This window comes from Pseudomonas sp. Yb2C2, from assembly GCF_052112325.1.
GTDB lineage: Bacteria > Pseudomonadota > Gammaproteobacteria > Pseudomonadales > Pseudomonadaceae > Aquipseudomonas > Aquipseudomonas marginalis.
Genome location: NZ_JAVAJK010000002.1, coordinates 168,917 through 186,168 on the forward strand (window position 1 = coordinate 168,917; position 17,252 = coordinate 186,168).

The 17,252-nt window shown below is 60.2% G+C and carries 16 protein-coding genes; 5 read left to right on the forward strand and 11 right to left on the reverse strand.

The genetic code is table 11. The features are described from left to right. Nucleotides 1-23 precede the first annotated feature (23 nt). From plsB to Q8X51_RS03055, 3 genes are read left to right on the forward strand one after another with little or no spacing between them, the layout of a single operon-like run. Nucleotides 24-2,528 carry a glycerol-3-phosphate 1-O-acyltransferase PlsB gene (gene plsB / locus Q8X51_RS03045; RefSeq protein WP_065926470.1) on the forward strand — a complete coding sequence of 835 codons (2,505 nt, stop codon included), beginning with the start codon at nucleotides 24-26 and terminating at the stop codon, nucleotides 2,526-2,528. Nucleotides 2,529-2,579: 51 nt separating this feature from the next. Continuing rightward, nucleotides 2,580-2,981 carry a YbaY family lipoprotein gene (locus Q8X51_RS03050; RefSeq protein WP_027604494.1) on the forward strand — a complete coding sequence of 134 codons (402 nt, stop codon included), beginning with the start codon at nucleotides 2,580-2,582 and terminating at the stop codon, nucleotides 2,979-2,981. 22 nt (nucleotides 2,982-3,003) lie between these two features. Next, a complete protein-coding gene (locus Q8X51_RS03055) occupies nucleotides 3,004-3,693 on the forward strand; it encodes a DUF4197 domain-containing protein (protein ID WP_065926472.1) in 690 nt (229 codons plus the stop codon). A 48-nt stretch (nucleotides 3,694-3,741) separates the two neighbouring features. Here Q8X51_RS03055 and Q8X51_RS03060 read toward each other — a convergent pair whose 3' ends face one another. The 4 genes from Q8X51_RS03060 to Q8X51_RS03075 form a co-directional block, all read right to left on the reverse strand. After that, the gene (locus Q8X51_RS03060) at nucleotides 3,742-5,106 is read right to left on the reverse strand and encodes a Fic family protein (protein ID WP_407693367.1); all 1,365 of its coding nucleotides are present in this window, start codon (nucleotides 5,104-5,106) and stop codon (nucleotides 3,742-3,744) included. Between the two features lie 92 nt (nucleotides 5,107-5,198). Then, a complete protein-coding gene (locus Q8X51_RS03065; RefSeq protein WP_407693213.1) occupies nucleotides 5,199-5,792 on the reverse strand; it encodes a LysE family translocator in 594 nt (197 codons plus the stop codon). 611 nt (nucleotides 5,793-6,403) lie between these two features. Then, nucleotides 6,404-9,466 (reverse strand): efflux RND transporter permease subunit, encoded by a 3,063-nt coding sequence (locus Q8X51_RS03070; protein ID WP_407693212.1) that lies wholly within the window; start codon nucleotides 9,464-9,466, stop codon nucleotides 6,404-6,406. Nucleotides 9,467-9,472: 6 nt separating this feature from the next. Continuing rightward, nucleotides 9,473-10,573, reverse strand: a complete 1,101-nt coding sequence (locus Q8X51_RS03075) for an efflux RND transporter periplasmic adaptor subunit (RefSeq protein WP_407693211.1) — start codon at nucleotides 10,571-10,573, stop codon at nucleotides 9,473-9,475. Between the two features lie 93 nt (nucleotides 10,574-10,666). Between Q8X51_RS03075 and Q8X51_RS03080 the strand changes: the two genes are divergently transcribed. Then, nucleotides 10,667-11,320, forward strand: coding sequence for a TetR/AcrR family transcriptional regulator (locus Q8X51_RS03080; protein ID WP_407693210.1), 654 nt, complete (start codon nucleotides 10,667-10,669; stop codon nucleotides 11,318-11,320). Nucleotides 11,321-11,385: 65 nt separating this feature from the next. Here Q8X51_RS03080 and Q8X51_RS03085 read toward each other — a convergent pair whose 3' ends face one another. Then, entirely contained in the window at nucleotides 11,386-12,168 is a 783-nt protein-coding gene (locus Q8X51_RS03085) for a class I SAM-dependent methyltransferase (RefSeq protein ID WP_065948854.1), read from the reverse strand. Between the two features lie 96 nt (nucleotides 12,169-12,264). Here Q8X51_RS03085 and Q8X51_RS03090 point away from each other — a divergent pair, with 96 nt between their 5' ends. Beyond that, nucleotides 12,265-12,885 (forward strand): energy transducer TonB, encoded by a 621-nt coding sequence (locus Q8X51_RS03090; RefSeq protein ID WP_407693209.1) that lies wholly within the window; start codon nucleotides 12,265-12,267, stop codon nucleotides 12,883-12,885. Here the strand turns inward: Q8X51_RS03090 and Q8X51_RS03095 are convergent. The 6 genes from Q8X51_RS03095 to adk form a co-directional block, all read right to left on the reverse strand. Further along, nucleotides 12,882-13,580, reverse strand: a complete 699-nt coding sequence (locus tag Q8X51_RS03095; RefSeq protein ID WP_065926479.1) for an extensin-like domain-containing protein — start codon at nucleotides 13,578-13,580, stop codon at nucleotides 12,882-12,884. The genes Q8X51_RS03090 and Q8X51_RS03095 overlap by 4 nt on opposite strands. A 3-nt stretch (nucleotides 13,581-13,583) precedes the next feature. After that, nucleotides 13,584-14,411 (reverse strand): isocitrate lyase/PEP mutase family protein, encoded by an 828-nt coding sequence (locus Q8X51_RS03100; RefSeq protein ID WP_065948855.1) that lies wholly within the window; start codon nucleotides 14,409-14,411, stop codon nucleotides 13,584-13,586. Between the two features lie 27 nt (nucleotides 14,412-14,438). Beyond that, entirely contained in the window at nucleotides 14,439-15,299 is an 861-nt protein-coding gene (locus Q8X51_RS03105; RefSeq protein ID WP_065926481.1) for a DUF72 domain-containing protein, read from the reverse strand. Further along, nucleotides 15,299-15,589, reverse strand: a complete 291-nt coding sequence (locus tag Q8X51_RS03110) for a hypothetical protein (protein WP_065926482.1) — start codon at nucleotides 15,587-15,589, stop codon at nucleotides 15,299-15,301. Before Q8X51_RS03110 ends, Q8X51_RS03105 begins: the two co-directional genes overlap by 1 nt. Nucleotides 15,590-15,749: 160 nt before the next feature. Further along, a complete protein-coding gene (gene tsaB, locus Q8X51_RS03115) occupies nucleotides 15,750-16,436 on the reverse strand; it encodes a tRNA (adenosine(37)-N6)-threonylcarbamoyltransferase complex dimerization subunit type 1 TsaB (protein WP_407693208.1) in 687 nt (228 codons plus the stop codon). An 89-nt stretch (nucleotides 16,437-16,525) separates the two neighbouring features. Then, the gene (gene adk, locus Q8X51_RS03120) at nucleotides 16,526-17,173 is read right to left on the reverse strand and encodes an adenylate kinase (protein ID WP_010212617.1); all 648 of its coding nucleotides are present in this window, start codon (nucleotides 17,171-17,173) and stop codon (nucleotides 16,526-16,528) included. Nucleotides 17,174-17,252: the final 79 nt, after the last annotated feature.

Here is a 17,252-nt window from a genome sequence, read left to right on the forward strand (position 1 = left end):
TTCCCACTTGAAGCAGCTCGCCTATGACCCGCTCCCCGTTCCGCCGTCTGGTGTTTGGCACCTTGCGCCGACTGTTGTACCTCTGGGTTCGCTCGGAGACGATCAACCAGTCGTCCCTTACCCTCAACCTGGACCGCAGCCGGCCGGTGTTTTACGTCCTGCAATCGCCCTCCCTCACCGAATTGGCCGTGGTCGATGCCGAGTGCACCAAGGCCGGCCTGCCGCGCCCGGTACTGCCGGTATCGGTAGGCCCGCTGATGGAACCCGCGGCGTTCTTCTACCTCACGCCCGAGCCGGACTGGCTGGGGCGTCAGGACAAGCGCGGCGCGCCGCCGACCCTGACCCGCCTGGTCAACACCCTCAGCGAACACGCCGAAGAGAATGCACAAATCATTCCGGTCAGCGTGTTCTGGGGACAAACCCCTGCGAGCGAGTCCAGCCCGTGGAAACTGCTGTTTGCCGACAGCTGGGCGGTCACTGGGCGTCTACGCCGGTTGTTGAGCATCCTGATCCTGGGGCGCAAGACCCGCGTGCAATTCTCCGCGCCCATCAACCTGCGTGAATTGATCGAGCACAATAAAGGCCACGAACGCACCGTGCGCATGGCCCAACGTATCCTGCGCGTGCACTTTCGTAACCTGAAGACGGCGGTGATCGGCCCCGATTTGTCCCACCGGCGCAATCTGGTGAAAGGCCTGGTCAACATGCCATTGGTGCGCCAGGCCATCCTTGACGAAGCCGAACGGGAAAAAATCAGCCCGGAAAAAGCCAAGGCCCTGGCCCTGCGCTACGGCAACGAGATCGCCTCGGACTACACCTACACCGCGATCCGCTTCCTGGAAGTGGTGTTGAGCTGGTTCTGGAACAAGATCTACGACGGCATCAAGGTCAATAACATCGAGGGCGTGCAACAGGTTGCCCAGGGCTACGAGGTAATTTATGTGCCTTGCCACCGCAGCCATATCGACTACCTGCTGCTGTCCTACCTGCTGTTCAAGAACGGCCTGACCCCGCCGCATATCGCCGCCGGCATCAACCTGAACATGCCGGTAATCGGCAGCCTGTTGCGCCGTGGCGGTGCGTTTTTCATGCGCCGCACCTTCAAGGGCAACCCGCTGTACACCTCGGTGTTCAACGAATACCTGCACACCTTGTTCACCAAGGGCTTCCCGGTGGAGTACTTCGTCGAAGGCGGGCGCTCGCGCACCGGGCGCATGCTGCAGCCGAAGACCGGGATGCTGGCGATTACGCTGCGCAGTTTCCTGCGCTCCTCGCGCATGCCGATCGTGTTCGTGCCGGTGTATATCGGCTATGAGCGCGTGCTCGAAGGCCGCACCTACCTCGGTGAGCTGCGGGGTGCGAGCAAGAAGAAAGAGTCGATCTTCGATATTTTCAAAGTGGTCGGCGCGCTCAAGCAGCGCTTTGGCCAGGTCGCGGTCAACTTCGGCGAGCCGATCAAGCTGGCCGAGTTCCTCGACGCCGAGCAACCGGACTGGCGCAGCCAGGAACTGGGCCCGAACTACAAACCGGCCTGGCTCAACGAAACCACCAATCGCCTCGGCGAACAGGTGGCCCGCCACTTGAACGAAGCCGCCGCCGTGAACCCGGTGAACCTGGTGGCCCTGGCGCTGCTGTCGACCACGCGCCTGGCCCTGGATGAACAGGCCATGGCCCGCCAGTTGGACCTGTACCTGGCGCTGCTGCGCCGCGTGCCTTATTCGCCCCACACCACCTTGCCCGAAGGCGACGGCCTGGCGCTGATCAAGCACGTCAAGGACATGGACCTGCTGTCGGAACAGAGCGATGCCTTGGGCAAGATTCTGTACCTGGACGAGCAGAACGCCGTCCTGATGACCTACTACCGCAACAACGTACTGCACATCTTCGCCCTGCCGGCGCTGCTGGCCAGCTTCTTCCAGAGCAGCTCGCGGATGAGCCGCGAGCAGATCCTGCGCTATACCCACGCGCTGTACCCGTACCTGCAATCGGAGCTGTTTATCCGCTGGTCGCTGGAAGAGTTGGATACGGTGGTCGATCAATGGCTGGACGCGTTCGTCGAACAAGGCCTGCTGCGCTTCGAAAACAATGTGTTCCTGCGCCCGGCACCAAGCTCGCGACACTTCGTACTGCTGACCCTGCTGTCCAAGACCATCGCCCAGACCCTGCAACGCTTCTACATGGCGATCTCGCTGCTGCTCAACAGCGGCCAGAACAGCATCAGCGCCGAAGAACTGGAAGACCTGTGCACGATCATGGCCCAGCGCCTGTCGATCCTGCATGGCCTCAACGCCCCGGAATTCTTCGACAAGAGCCTTTTCCGACATTTCATCCAGACCTTGCTGGAACAAGATGTGCTGCGTCGCGACGAGGCCGGCAAGTTGAGCTACCACGACCTGCTCGGCGAACTGGCCGAAGGCGCGGCCAAGCGCGTGTTGCCCGCGGAGATTCGCCTGTCGATCCGCCAGGTGGCCCTGCACCGTGTGGATGGCGCAGCCGAAGCGCCGGTGGAAGCGGAAGAAACACGCTAGATTGAACAAGGCGCCAGTTGGATGCTGGCGCCGTTGAAAAGGAGCTGCACCATGAAAAAGATCATTCTCCTGGGCCTCACCGCCCTGCTCGGAGCCTGCCAATCCATGCATCCAGCGCCCAAGGCCAGCCTCGACGGCGAGGTGTTCTACCTGCAACGCATTGCCCTGCCGCCCGCCGCCACCTTGAGCGTGAGCCTGCAGGACGTGTCCCTGGCGGATGCGCCTGCGGTGACGTTGGCCGAGCAGAAAGGCCCGGTCAAAGGCCAGGTGCCGCTGCCGTTTCACCTGACCTACGACCCCGCACAGGTCAAGCCAGGCCACAGTTATTCGGTGAGCGCTCGCATCGAGCTGGATGGCAAGCTACTGTTTATCACCACCGAACGGCACACGGTGCAGCTCAACGGCCAGGATCCACAGCCGCTGCGCGTGCGCGTGAACGCCGTAGCACCCTGAACTCGAACATAAGGACGCTCCCATGCTCCGCAACTCCCTTCGCCTCACTGCCCTGTGTGCCGGCCTGCTGTTCGGCGCCAATGCCATGGCCCTGGACCTCAGTAGCCTGTCCCAGGGCGACGCCAGCGGCGGCCTCAAGGACGCCCTGACCCAAGGCGCACAGATCGCCGTGAAACAACTGGGTGTACCCGGCGGTTTCAGCAACAACCCTGAAGTGAAGATCGGCCTGCCGGGCAAGCTGGGCAAAGTCGCCGACAAGCTGAAAATGTTCGGCATGGGTGACCAGGTCACGCAGTTGGAAGACAGCATGAACAAAGCCGCTGAAACCGCCGTGACCCAGGCCCAGCCGATCCTGGTCAACGCGGTGAAGAACATGAGCGTGACCGACGCCAAGGGCATCCTCAGCGGCGGCCAGGACTCCGCCACCCAGTACCTGAACAAAAGCAGCCGCGAAGCCATCCGCGCCAAGTTCCTGCCGATCGTCAAGGCCGCTACCGACAAGGTGGGCGTGGCCCAGCAGTACAACGCCCTGGCAGGCAAGGCCGCCGCATTTGGCGCCGTGGATGCCAAGAGCGCCAACGTCGAAAGCTACGTGACCGAACAGGCGCTGGATGGTTTGTTCAAGATGATTGCGCAGCAGGAAGAGACGATTCGCAAGAACCCGGCGGCTGCGGCGACCAGCCTGGCGAAGAAGGTGTTTGGCGCCTTGTAATAGCTGTGATGCCCACGTTTCAGCGAGACGTGGGCATTGGGAAGCCGCTCAATGAGAAGCCTTTAACCAGTTCTTTTGTATTTCTGCTTGATCTCGCATTGAAAAGAACCATTCGCGGCCAACCTTCTTTTTGACAAATATATTCAAGTCGACTAGACCGTTCAGCACGGCCGATGCCGTATTGTAAGAACAGCCTAGATTTTCCTTCACATTGACGGCTGTGAACTGTTTGGCGGTACCGCTCTTGGCGACCTGAAATACCGTCTTTTGTTTCTCATTCAGTTCCTTATAAAGTCCTGACTCCCATAACCAACGCTCAAACGCCTCGGCCTCTCGGACACTTATCTCGTAAGACTGCTTAAATCCATCAACTGCGCGTTGCACGATGGAGCACTGATAGTCGATGAAGTAAGTCAGATCGAGTTCATCCGTCTCCGTATACAGATAAGACATACCGTATTGAACAGCCGCATTCTTCAGCAAGACACTGATGGAGATATACCTGAATGCCGCGTAATCGCTTTTAAACATGAACCAATAAAACAACGCACGCGCAACACGACCATTGCCATCCCGAAAGGGATGCTCGTAACCCAAGGCAAAGTGCAGAGAAATGCCTTTGATCAGTGGATGCAGGTAGCGGGTGGCCGTAGCATCGTCGTGACAAGTATTGATCCAATCAGCCAACCGCTCCAGCCGAGTGATGATCCCTTCTGCGGGAGGTGGCGAATGCACAACATTGCCATCACCATCCTGGACAACCACCTCATCGTTTAAACGAAAGCTGCCAGGAGAATATTTATCATCGTCAATGCCCTGAACACCTACTTCGTGCATGTCCGCGATCAACTCCACACTTAGCGGCTCGTTTCTCTTATCCCAAGCGAAACGCATCATTCGGTAATTGCCGATGATCATTTTTTCATCTGGCGTTCTGGGCAGTCGCTCTCGCTTCAACATATCTTTTGCAACGAGCGTCGTGGTTGCCGCGCCCTCCAACTGGCTGCTACTGATGGCCTCATCTTCAATCAGGTCGTTGAGCAAATACTTTATATGAGCAGCCTTCCCGACCTTGCTGCTCATGTACTCAAGTGCGGCAGTCGAGGCATATCTGTCGACCGTGGAGACCACGCGTTGTGCGGTTGGCGTTAATACAAAGTTGCACCAGACCTCAGGCGTACCTAAGGGCACTATTTTCTGATACAGACGGGAGCGCTCGTACTTTACGATCCCCCAGCATATCGCTTGATCCAAGTGCTGAGGAAAACGGTGGCGTAGCTGATCAAAGTGCAAATAGCGGCCCCGAATGTCTGTTGGCTGAGACAGCTTCATATAGTCAGATAGATGTTGAAGATGGGGCTCCTGGCCAATGAGAACAAAAACCCGTTCCGGCACCTTGGGTGGCAGTTTAATCATCAAAATCTCAATTTTTGATTTCTGAGACTTGAGTACAGCAGAAAACCCCACCTATCTCAATAACCACGAAAATTGAGACATGCCTTTCTTCAATGCAGTACCGACTCAGCCAATCGCCCCACCGTCAACGTTGCAAAGCCCCCCAAGGCCAGCGCCGTCGCACGGTTGATCTTCAAGGGTGTCAGCCAGGCTTTTTGCAGCCCTTCGAAGCGACTGCCGAATACGATCCACGCAGACCCTACCGGTATCACCACCAATGCCAGTGTGGCCATGAACCCGGCATAGCCATGCCATGCGGCAAAGGTGCCGGCCGGCGCAATAAACGACACGATCAACAGCCCCTTGGGGTTCATCAGTGTCAACCAGAAAAAACTCCACCCACTGAGGCGGTCACGGCCAGGGTCGACGGTGCTGTTTTTGCGTTGCCAGAGCTTGTACGAGACATACAGCAGGTATCCGGCCGCCGCCAATTGCGTGAACTTCGACGCCCAAGGCGAATAGGCCGCCAGGTAGAGCAGTGCAACACCCCATATCGAAACCTGAAGCACGTAAGCCAGGCACTCGACAAATGCCAACCACCAGGACGCACGATAGCCAAACAATACGCCGGCACGAAACAGCAAGGTATTGGTGGGACCGGGGGCAAGCAGTAGCAACATCAGGGCTGGAATGCAGGCGAACATGCAGGTTTTCCTCAAGAGTGACGACCCAAAGTCGTTCCCCCCATCGAAACTGACGCGTCAACATGGATGGCCCGGCGACAGTGGCCATCATCAAACTCGCGAAGTCTACTGCAAGTACCCGCAAGATGCCCTCACCGGGAGGGCATGCAGATTCGTTCCAGCGGTTAAACCAGACAACTACAGGAAAGCGCCCACGACAAAAGTCGTCGTTGTTGCCACGCCATAACCAATACTCATGGGCGGCTCGGCCGAACGCATTGAACAAGGGAGTGGCCTCGCGGGACTGGGCTCAGGCCAGCAAGGGCTAGGCGGTTTTGCGTAGCAAGGCCGGGACGGCGGCGGGCAAGGTCGGGGGGGCGGCTCTTGCGGGCAAGGACCGCTTACCGGGGGTCTTTGAGGCATCGACAGCGCAGAAAAAAAGCACTTGAAGGGGCAAAAAAACATAAAGTATTCCTTAAGTCCAAAGAGATGAGTCCATTTACCGTTGTCGTCAACAACTGACATCGACAAATCCATACCTGTGACCAGGTAGTCTCTAAGTGGCAGGAATGCAGGAAGCGTTCCCGGCTCCTGCCACCCGTTTCGACACTCAAATATTGGCCCTTACCCCTCTATGCCGCCTTCCGAACCTTGAACCACGCCGCGTAGAGCGCCGGCAAGAACAACAGAGTCAACGCCGTCGCCACGATCAAGCCACCCATGATCGCCACTGCCATCGGCCCGAAGAACACGCTGCGTGACAGCGGGATCATCGCCAGCACCGCCGCCAGGGCGGTCAGCACAATCGGGCGGAAACGCCGTACGGTGGCTTCGATAATTGCCTGCCACGGCGCCAGCCCGGCCTTGATGTCCTGTTCGATCTGGTCCACCAGGATCACCGAGTTGCGCATGATCATCCCAGACAACGCGATGGTCCCGAGCATGGCCACGAAGCCGAAGGGCTGGCGGAACACCAGCAGGAACAGCGTCACGCCAATCAGGCCCAACGGCGCGGTCAGAAACACCATCGCCGTGCGTGAGAAGCTGCGCAATTGCAGCATCAGCAAGGTCAGCACCACCACGATAAACAGCGGCACGCCGGCCTTCACCGAGTTCTGCCCGCGGGCGGAGTCTTCGACGGTGCCACCGACTTCCAGCAGGTAGCCATCCGGCAATTCGGCGCGCACACCCTCAAGGGTTGGCAGGATTTGCTGGACCAACGTTGCCGGTTGTTCCTTGCCGTAGATATCGGCGCGCACGGTCACCGTCGGCAAGCGGTTGCGGTGCCAGATAATGCCCTCTTCAAAGCCGTATTCGAGGGTGGCGATCTGCGACAGGGCCACGCTTTTACCGTTGTCAGTCGGTACCGCCAGGCTGGGCAGCAGCGACAACTCGGTGCGCTCGTGGACGGTGCCGCGCAGGAGAATTTCGATCAACTCGTTGTCCTCCCGGTATTGACTGACGCTGGAACCGGTCAGTGAGCTTTGCAGGAATTTCGACAGGTTGGCGGTACTGACACCGAGGGCGCGGGCGCGGTCCTGGTCGATATTGAGGTAGACGATCTTGCTCGGCTCTTCCCAGTCCAGGTGCACATTGACCACATGGGTATTTTCGCGAACCTTGGCAGCGACTTTCCGCGCAAGGGCGCGGACTTCCTCGATGTGTTCGCCGGTTACGCGAAACTGCACCGGATAGCCCACGGGAGGGCCATTTTCCAGGCGGGTAACGCGTGAGCGCAGGTCGGGGAATTGTTCGTTGAGGGTTTCGATCAGCCAGGTGCGCAGGCTTTCGCGGCCCTCGATGGTCTTAGCCAACACCACGAACTGCGCAAAACTGGCCGCTGGCAGTTGCTGGTCCAGTGGCAGGTAGAAACGCGGCGAACCGGTGCCGACGTAGGCCACATAGTTATCAATGCCGGCGTGTTCCTTGAGCAAGGCTTCCAGGCGCTTGACCTGGTCGGCGGTGTTGCTCAGGGAAGCGCCTTCGGCCAGTTTCAGGTCGACCATCAATTCCAGGCGGCCTGAGGCCGGGAAGAACTGTTGCGGCACAAAGCGAAACAACCCCACCGAGCCGATAAACAGCAGCAACGTCAGGACAATCACGGTTTTGCGCCGACGCACGCACCACTCCACCAAACGTCTTACACGTTGGTAAAACGGCGTACCGTAGGGATCCGGGCCATCGATGCCATGTTTGGCCGCGTGAATCTTCGCCAGGTCCGGCAGGAGTTTTTCCCCCAGGTACGGCACAAACACCACGGCGGCGATCCATGAGGCGAGCAACGCGATGGTCACCACCTGGAAGATCGAGCGTGTGTATTCACCTGTGCTCGACTGCGCGGTGGCAATCGGCAGGAAGCCGGCCGCCGTGATCAGCGTGCCGGTGAGCATCGGGAAGGCGGTGCTGGTCCAGGCAAAACTGGCCGCCTTGAGCCGGTCGTAGCCCTGCTCCATTTTGATTGCCATCATTTCCACGGCAATGATCGCATCATCCACCAGCAAGCCAAGGGCCAGCACCAACGCACCGAGGGAAATCTTGTGCAGGCCGATGCCGAGGTAATACATGGTGGCAAAGGTCATCGCCAGCACCAGCGGAATCGCCAGTGCTACGACCATGCCAGTGCGTATGCCGAGGGAGAAGAAACTCACCAGCAAGACAATCGCCAATGCCTCGGCCAACACCTGCACGAATTCGCCGACACCGGTTTTCACCGCTGCCGGTTGGTCTGACACCTTGCGCAGCTCCATGCCCGCCGGAAGGTTCTTTTGCAAGCGTGCGAATTCGCCTTCGAGAGCCTTGCCCAGCACCAGGATGTCGCCACCGTCGCGCATGGCCACGGCCAGTCCGATAGCATCCGCCCCCATGTAACGCATGCGCGGCGCCGGTGGATCGTTGAAGCCGCGGTGAATATCGGCAACATCACCGATGCGGAAGGTTCGATCAGCGACACGAATAGGAAAGTCGCGGATTTCTTCCACCGTCTTGAAATTACCCGACACGCGCAGTTGCACACGCTCGCTCGGGGTTTCAAAGAAGCCGGCAGTGGAGACCGCGTTCTGCTCCTGCAACGCCTGCTGCACAGCGGCCAACGGCAGGCCAAGGGTGGCGAGCTTGAGGTTGGACAGCTCGATCCAGATCTTCTCATCCTGTAGGCCAAGTAACTCGACCTTGCCCACATCCGCCACCCGTTGCAGCTGAATCTGGATGCGGTCGGCGTAGTCCTTGAGTACGGCATAGTCGAAGCCGTCGCCGGTCAGGGCGTAGATATTGCCGAAGGTGGTACCGAACTCGTCGTTGAAAAACGGCCCCTGGATATCCGGCGGCAAGGTCTGCCGGATGTCCCTGATCTTCTTGCGCACCTGGTACCACAACTCAGGAATCTGCACAGAGTGCATGGAGTCGCGCGCAATGAAGGTGACGGTGGACTCGCCCGGGCGAGAGAAAGAGACAATGCGCTCGTATTCGCCGGTCTCCATCAGTTTTTTCTCGATACGCTCGGTGACCTGGCGCGAGACTTCCTGGGCCGTAGCGCCGGGCCAGTTGGTCTTGATCACCATGGCCTTGAAGGTAAACGGTGGATCTTCGCTTTGCCCCAGTTTGGTATAGGACAAAGTACCGACCACAGCCAGCAGGATCATCAGGAACAGTACAATCTGGCGGTTACGCAACGCCCATTCGGAAAGATTGAAAGCCATCGGGGACTACTCCTTGGCCGCCAGGTTCACTATACGGTTGGAGCCATCCACCGCGCGCACTTGCTGGCCCTCGTGGAGCACATGCACGCCTGCTGCGACCACCCAGTCGTTGGGGGTCAAGCCTTCCAGCACCGGCACGGTTTTTTCGCCAAAGGCGCCGATGCGTACCGGCGTGCGCTTGAGGGTGTTGTCCGGCTCTACACGCCAGACGTAGGACGCACCGTTCTCCGCACTCAGGGCAGACAGCGGTACCGACAGCGGAATAACGCCGTCGGCCTGTATGAATACGCGAGCGCTTTGCCCCAGTTCCGCCGCGACTGTGCCGCCGGTGAAGGCAACGCGAGCGGCGAAGGTGCGCGATTTTGGATCAGCCGCAGGCGACAGTTCACGGATGCGCCCGGTGAAACGCTGGCCCGGCTGGCTCCACAATTCCACCGCGACCGGTTGACCGATCTTGAAGCGACCAAACCCTTGTTCGGGCAGGCTGATAAGCACTTCGCGCTCGCCATCGGTGGCCAGGGTGAACACGGTCTGGCCAGCGGAGACCACTTGGCCGACTTCCACCGCGCGCTTGGCGACGACGCCATCCTGAGGGGCGCGCAATACGGCGTAACCGGCCTGGTTACTGGCCACGTCGAACTCGGCCTTGATCTGCTTGAGGCGCGCTTCACCGGAACGGTAAAGGTTTTCGGAATTGTCGTACTGGGAACGGCTGACCATCTGACGGTCCATCAGGGTCTTGTAGCGATCACGCTCAGCGCGTACCAGGCGCAGGTTGGCCTCGGCAGCGGCGACCTGGGCACGGGCGGCCTCCAGTTGCAGGCGCACATCCTGAGGGTCAAGTTCCGCCAGTGCCTGGTTGGTCTTGACCCGCTCGCCCTCCTCCACCAGACGCTTGCTGACTTTGCCACCGATGCGAAAGGCCAGGTCCGGCTCATAGCGCGCGCGTACTTCACCGGGGTAGCTGTCCGTCGACTGCGCCGAGGGTTGCGGCTGCACCACCATGGCCGGGCGGACGGTGGTCTGGACCGCTTCTTCCTGGCCGCAGGCGGCCAACAGGAAGACCAGGCAGACAGGCAACGCAAAGGGCAGGAAAGTGCTGCGCATGCTGAAGGACCTTTCGCAAATGGAGCTAGGAATAATTATACTGGCCGGTATGTTATTAATACCAAACTCGCCAGTCCAGTATTAAAGGTAGAAATGTCCGACAATCGTGTAAGCACCAATAGCCCCGGGCGTCCCAAGGACATGGCAAAACGCCAGGCTATCCTCTCGGCAGCGAAAATCCTGTTCTTGAGCAACGGCTACGCCAACACCAGCATGGATGCCGTGGCCCTTGAGGCCGGCGTATCGAAACTGACCGTCTACAGCCACTTCACCGACAAAGAAACCTTGTTCACCGCCGCCGTGGTGGCCAAGTGCGAGGAACAGTTGCCGGTGATGTACTTCGAACTGCCCCAAGGCATGCCGGTGGAAACGGTATTGTTGAATATCGCCCGGGGGTTCCATCGACTGATCAACAGCGAAGAGTCGGTTAACCTGCATCGCCTGATGATGACCACCGGCAATCAGGACGTGAAACTCTCACAGATCTTCTTCGAAGCCGGGCCCATGCGGATGCTCCAGGGCATGGAGCGCCTGCTCGGCAAGATCGACCAGAGCGGCGCGCTGAGCATCGACAGACCGCTTACGGCAGCCGAGCACTTCTTCTGCCTGCTCAAGGGCACCGCGAACTTCTGCCTGCTGTATGGCTGCGGCGGGCAACTGAGTGAGGAAGCCGCCGAAGCCCATGTGCAGGAGGTGGTGGGGTTGTTTATGCGGGCCTATAGGAGAGATGCGGCTGCAAGTGGTTAGCTGCAAGCAGCAAGTGAAAAGCGCTTTTGCTTGCAGCTTGTGGCTTGTGGCTTGTGGCTTGTGGCTTAAGACTTGAGCGCTTTCTTGGGATAAATGTCATACCGGCTGGACTTGCCATCCAGCGCATGGCTCGGCTTGGGCCCTTCGATGCAGGGCGCCTTGCGCGGGCGCTTGACCACCACGCGGTGGCTGGCCAGGGCCAGGGCGGCGGCCAGCAGGGCCGGTGCATCCGGATCATCGCCCACCAGTGGCCGGAACAAGCGCATTTCTTTCTTCACCAGGGCGGTTTTCTCACGGTGGGGGAACATCGGGTCGAGGTAGATCACCTGGGGTGGCTCCCCTTGCCAATTGAGCATCACGTCAATGGAGTTGCCCTTGAGCAGCTTCATGCGCGCCACGATGGGCGCTACGTCAAAATCCTGCGTAGCGCGCGCCAGGCCATCCTCGAGCAAGGCACCGATCAGCGGTTGGCGCTCGATCAGGCTCATCTCGCAGCCCAGGCTGGCCAGCACGAACGCGTCCTTGCCCAGACCGGCCGTGGCGTCCAGCACACGGGGACGCACGCCTTGGGCAATGCCCACGGCCTTGGCGATCATCTGTCCGCTGCCGCCGCCATACAGCCGACGGTGAGCCGCGCCGCCTTCGACGAAGTCCACCCGCACCGGTCCCGGCGCGTCAGGTCCAAGCTGCTGCAGTTGCAGGCCGTGTTCCCCCACTTGCAGGGAAAAATCCGCATCCGCGAGCTGTAAAGGCAAGCCGAGCTGTTCAGCCCACTGCTCGGCCCGGGCCTGGAAACCTTCGCCCAAGGCCTCGACCTGGATGCGGCTGGCCGCTGGTTGTTCGCTCATCAATCGCTACGCTCAAAAATATTAAGGATCGGCAAACAACGGCCGATAAAAACAACAGTCAGGTATTTTGCCAGAGCTGAGCGTCGACCGAGAAAAATGTCAGACATTCTCCCCCTAACCATCGGTGTACTGCCGACCCATAACCACTACGGCCTGCGCAATACTCAAGCGCTGGCCGGGGTGAGCCATGTGTGGCAGGACTTCTTCGCCCGGGCGCTGGCCGAGCAGCTCGGTGAAACGCCGGACGCGCTCGCCGCCAAGGCGCCGGCACCGGCGGACCCGGCGGTAGAGCCCAGCGCCGGTGCCGACCTGTTGTCGCAGATCCTCACGCAGCGTGAGTGCGACGTCAAAGACACCGAGATTGCGCCACCTGTGCCACTGTTCCTGCCTATCGCCGAATTCGAAATCGAGTTGCTGCCACCGGCCGCCACGCCATTCCCACAGGAAGAAATCGTCGCGCAGCAGCGCCAGCAGAATTTCGAAAGCGCTTGGGTTCGCCCGATCGTCCTCACGGCCGGCCAGCCATTGCCTGAGCCCGGCCCGGCGCCGGAACCACGCCCTCTGCACTTGCCGATTGCCGAGTTCGAACTGGACCTGTTGCCACCACCCGCCACGCCTTACCCAACCGAAGAACTGCTGGCGCAACAGAAGGCGCTGGACTTCGACTACCACTGGGCACGCCCACTGATCACCCACAACCTGCGCCTGGCGGCCTAGCGACACACCCACCAACGCCCCATGTCCAGATGGAAATGGTTGCGGTGCGCGGCGTTGTAGTCCGGGCTCAACACCACATTGAAATCATCACAGGCGCCATCGCGCACCTGGCGCAGGAACCGCGCGCTGTCGCCCTCCCCGGACCAATCCTTGAGCACGCTGATACTGCGCCCATCCGCCAGGCGAAACCCGGCGATATCCAAGGCATTGGCCGACGCATGCTGGCTGAGCCGCCCTTCGGCACGGTTATACATGTTGCGACAGGCAAAGCTGCCCAGGTGATCGACCCGTGTCACCGCCTGGCCGAACACCGCCTGGGCTGCCGGTTGCAGGCTGTGACGCTCGAACAGCGCGAATGCCACGGCCAACGGGCAACTGGCGAGAAAGCTGCTGCTTAATGCCACGTCTGCACCCTGCACGCGCAAGGTATTGCGCAGAGGACAGGCAGCGTCAGCGGGCGTGTCAGCCTGATGGCTGACACGCAAACCAGAGGTTTTCAGCACTTGGTCGCAGAGCTCGGGGTCATCCTGCAGGCGTCCCAGCTTGTAGCGGGTCAACAGGTTCGGGCTGGACCGTACGTCCAGCGGCGACCAGGGGTTCCATTCGGCCGGCAACGGCAGCCAGCCACGCCATACACCCACGGCAAATGCACCACTGAGCACCAGCAGAGCACCCAGCAGTTTGAAAAAACGCACGGCTCAGTCCTTGAAGAACTGATTGGCCTGGCTGAAGGGCATCGAGCGCTCGGTAAAGCTGAAGGTGCCCAGCTCATAGACTTCCTGGGCCGCTCGGTAGAATTCACCATAGGCCGCCAGTGCCATGGCCGAGCCCACGCTGATGCGCTTTACCCCCATCGCGCTCAATTGCGCCACACTGAGTTTCAGGCCGCCGGACATCAACACGTTCACCGGCTTTGGCGCCACGGCCTTGACCACCGCCAGCACGTCCTCAGCACTGCGCAGGCCCGGCGCATAGAGCACGTCGGCGCCGGCTTCGGCGTAGGCCTGCAGGCGGCGAATAGTGTCGGGCAGATCCAGGCGACCATGCAGGAGGTTTTCCGCGCGGGCCGTCAGTGTGAAGGGGAATGGCAAGCTGCGGGCAGCGGCGACGGCGGCTTCCACGCGCTCTACGGAAAGGTCGAAGGGATAGATCGGGTCGACGGCAACGCCGGTGGCATCTTCGATAGAGCCCCCCACGATACCGCTGGCCGCCGCCCGCAAGATGGTTTCGGCACAGCCTTCAGGGGTATCGCTGAAGCCGTTTTCCAGGTCGGCCGCCACCGGCAGCGCGGTGGCCTTGGCGATCATAGCGGCATTGAGCAACGTGTCTTCAAGGGACAACGCGCCTTCCGCGTCCGGGCGCCCCAGGCTGAACGCATAACCCGCACTGGTCGTGGCAAGGGCTTCAAAGCCAAGGCTGGTGAGCATCACCGCGGAGCCGGCATCCCAAGGGTTAGGCATCACGAAGGCGCGGTCGCGCTCATGCAGGGACTTGAAGGTTTCGGCGCGAAGGGCTTGGGCATCCATGACTGACTCCTGGCGGGAAAAGGAGCCCTAGAGTAACCCCAGTTGTTCCGCTTCGGGTTGCCGATCCAACGTCGGCAGCGCCGGAAGGCCGGGCAGGCGCACCATCAACTTGGCGTGGAAACGCAGGGCCAGTTGTGCGGCCAGGCGGTTGTCCGAGGTGTGCAGGAACACGTAGGGTGTGCGGCCTTCTTCGATCCAACCCGCGATTTTTTCCACCCACGGCACCAGGAACGGGTCATTGGCCTCAAGCTCCGGATGGCCGATAAAACGCACTTGGGGAAACTGGGTCAGCGCTGCCGGACGGGGTGGCACCTTGGGCTTTTTCGATTGTGCGTGCAGTACCGCCGCCGAGGTCGACGTGCAACTGAACAACGCGCGCGGGTCGAGGCAGATGCGCTCGACACCCCGATCCCGTAACAAACGGTTGAGCGTGCGCTCGGCATCGCCCTTGGCGAAGAACTCAGGGTGGCGTACTTCCACCGCCATCGGGCGTTCCAGGCCATCGATAAAACCGGCCAGTTCAGCCAGGCGTTGCGGCGAAAAACTCGCCGACAGTTGCAGCCACAGCGGCGAAACACGTTCACCGAGCGGGCTCATCAAACCGACAAAACTTTCCGCCGCCGGCAATTGCTCGCGCAAGTCGCCACCGTGACTGATGTCACCGGGGAATTTTGCAGTGAAGCGAAAATCGTCGGGCATGATGTCGACCCAGCGCTGCACGGTAGCGGCCGAGGGGCGAGCGTAGAACGTGGTATTGCCCTCAACGGCGTTGAAGACCTGGGAATAAAGGGCAAGGTAATCGCTGGAGCGGGCGTCGACTGGGTACAGGTACTCGCGCCAGGCGTTTTCACTCCAGGACGGGCAGCCGAGGTAGTAAGGCAGGCGCATCAGATGTGGATGTCGAGACCCAGCACTTCCATATCCCATTCGACAAATCCGGCGGTGGTCAGGTAGCTGGCCAGGGCGGTGGCAACGCTTTTGCTCATGGAGCGCGGGAAGACCATGTCTTGCTGACGGGCGGGAACGCCGCTGATGCGGGCTTGTGAACTGGCCTGCGCATCGGATTGGACCTCAATGAAGTCCGGCGAATCCTCGACGGAGTCGTCCACCGTGGCGTTTGCCTTACGCGGCTTGCGCTTGATCGGGTACGACTGTGAGGAAAATCCATCTATACGCATAGGCGCGAACTCGCTATCAGTAATGGCATTTTGGCAGCACTGTCCGTCGCGCGCAAATGCTCTGGTGATAACTAGAACACATAATTTGAAAAAGGTTTAAAAACCCGGGCAAATTCTGACGATTGGCGACTTTTGCCTCAAATTGCCATCATTTTTGGCGTCAAATAATCCCTCTTTCCGCCTTGGTCTGCGCGACTTTATCGCGCAGGTAAACCGGTGCGGCCTGATCCGCAGGAATAGCCTCGCCACGTTCGAACGCAAAGCGCGCCAGGGTCAGCAGGTCTTCGGCGTGAGGCAACAGGGTGGCGTCCTGGCCAGCGGGTTGAACGCCGATACGCTCGCCATAACCCCAACCGGTGCCAGCGCCGAACCAGTCACCGCTGGCATCGTCCGGCAATACCGCCGATTCCGGTGGCTGCACCGCTTCCACGCCGACAAGGCGCATTTCGCCAGCCGTTTCGCAGTAGCAACCCCAATACACTTCGTCCATACGCGCATCGATCGCCGCCGCCACCTGCTGGGCGCCGTGTTCGCGCAAGGCACGTTGGGCCAGTACGGCAAGGTTGGAAACCGGCAGCACCGGGCGCTCCAACGCAAAGGCCAGGCCCTGGACCACGCCAATGGCGATGCGCACCCCGGTGAACGCTCCCGGGCCACGGCCGAAGGCGATGGCATCCACGGCCGACAGGGTGATGCCCGCGTCTTCAAGCAGCTGCTTGATCATCGGCAACAGCTTCTGCGCGTGCAGGCGCGGGATCACCTCGTAGTGGCTTGTGACCTTGCCATCGTGCAGCAAGGCAACGGAGCAAGCTTCAGTCGCGGTGTCCAGGGCCAGCAGGGTGCTCATCGGTATGGGTGTCCAAGTCGAAAAAAAGTGCGCCAGTATAAACAACAACGGCCCGCAAGCGGGCCGTTGTCTATCAAGCCGATAAAGGATCAGCTCAGTGCTTGCAGGACCTTGGCGGTGATCGCTTCCACCGAGCCGACGCCAGGGATATGGCTGTACTTCGGCTTGCCCTGGGCTGCGGACAGCTTCTGGTAGAAATCCACCAGCGGCTTGGTCTGGGAATGGTAGACAGACAGGCGATGACGCACGGTTTCTTCGGTGTCGTCCTTGCGCTGCACCAGGTCTTCACCGGTGACATCGTCCTTGCCTTCAACTTTAGGCGGGTTGTAGACGGTGTGGTACACGCGGCCGGAGGCTTCGTGGACGCGACGACCGGCAATACGCTGGACGATCTCTTCATCTTCAACCGCGATTTCCACCACCGCGTCCAGCTCGACGCCGGCTTTCACCAGGGCTTCGGCCTGGGGAATGGTGCGTGGGAAACCGTCGAACAGGAAGCCGTTCTTGCAGTCTTCCTGGCTGATGCGTTCCTTGACCAGGTTGATGATCAAGTCATCGGAGACCAGGCCACCGCTGTCCATCACGCTCTTGGCGATCAGGCCCAGCTCGGTGCCGGCCTTGACGGCAGCACGCAGCATGTCGCCGGTGGAGATTTGTGGAATGCCGAATTTTTCAGTGATGAACTTTGCCTGAGTACCTTTACCGGCCCCGGGAGCTCCCAGCAGAATGACGCGCATCGATGTGCTCCTCAATTTTTTATAGAGATGACGCTCGGATTCGCCGCGTGGGGCCAATCTCGTAAAAATAATATAGGGC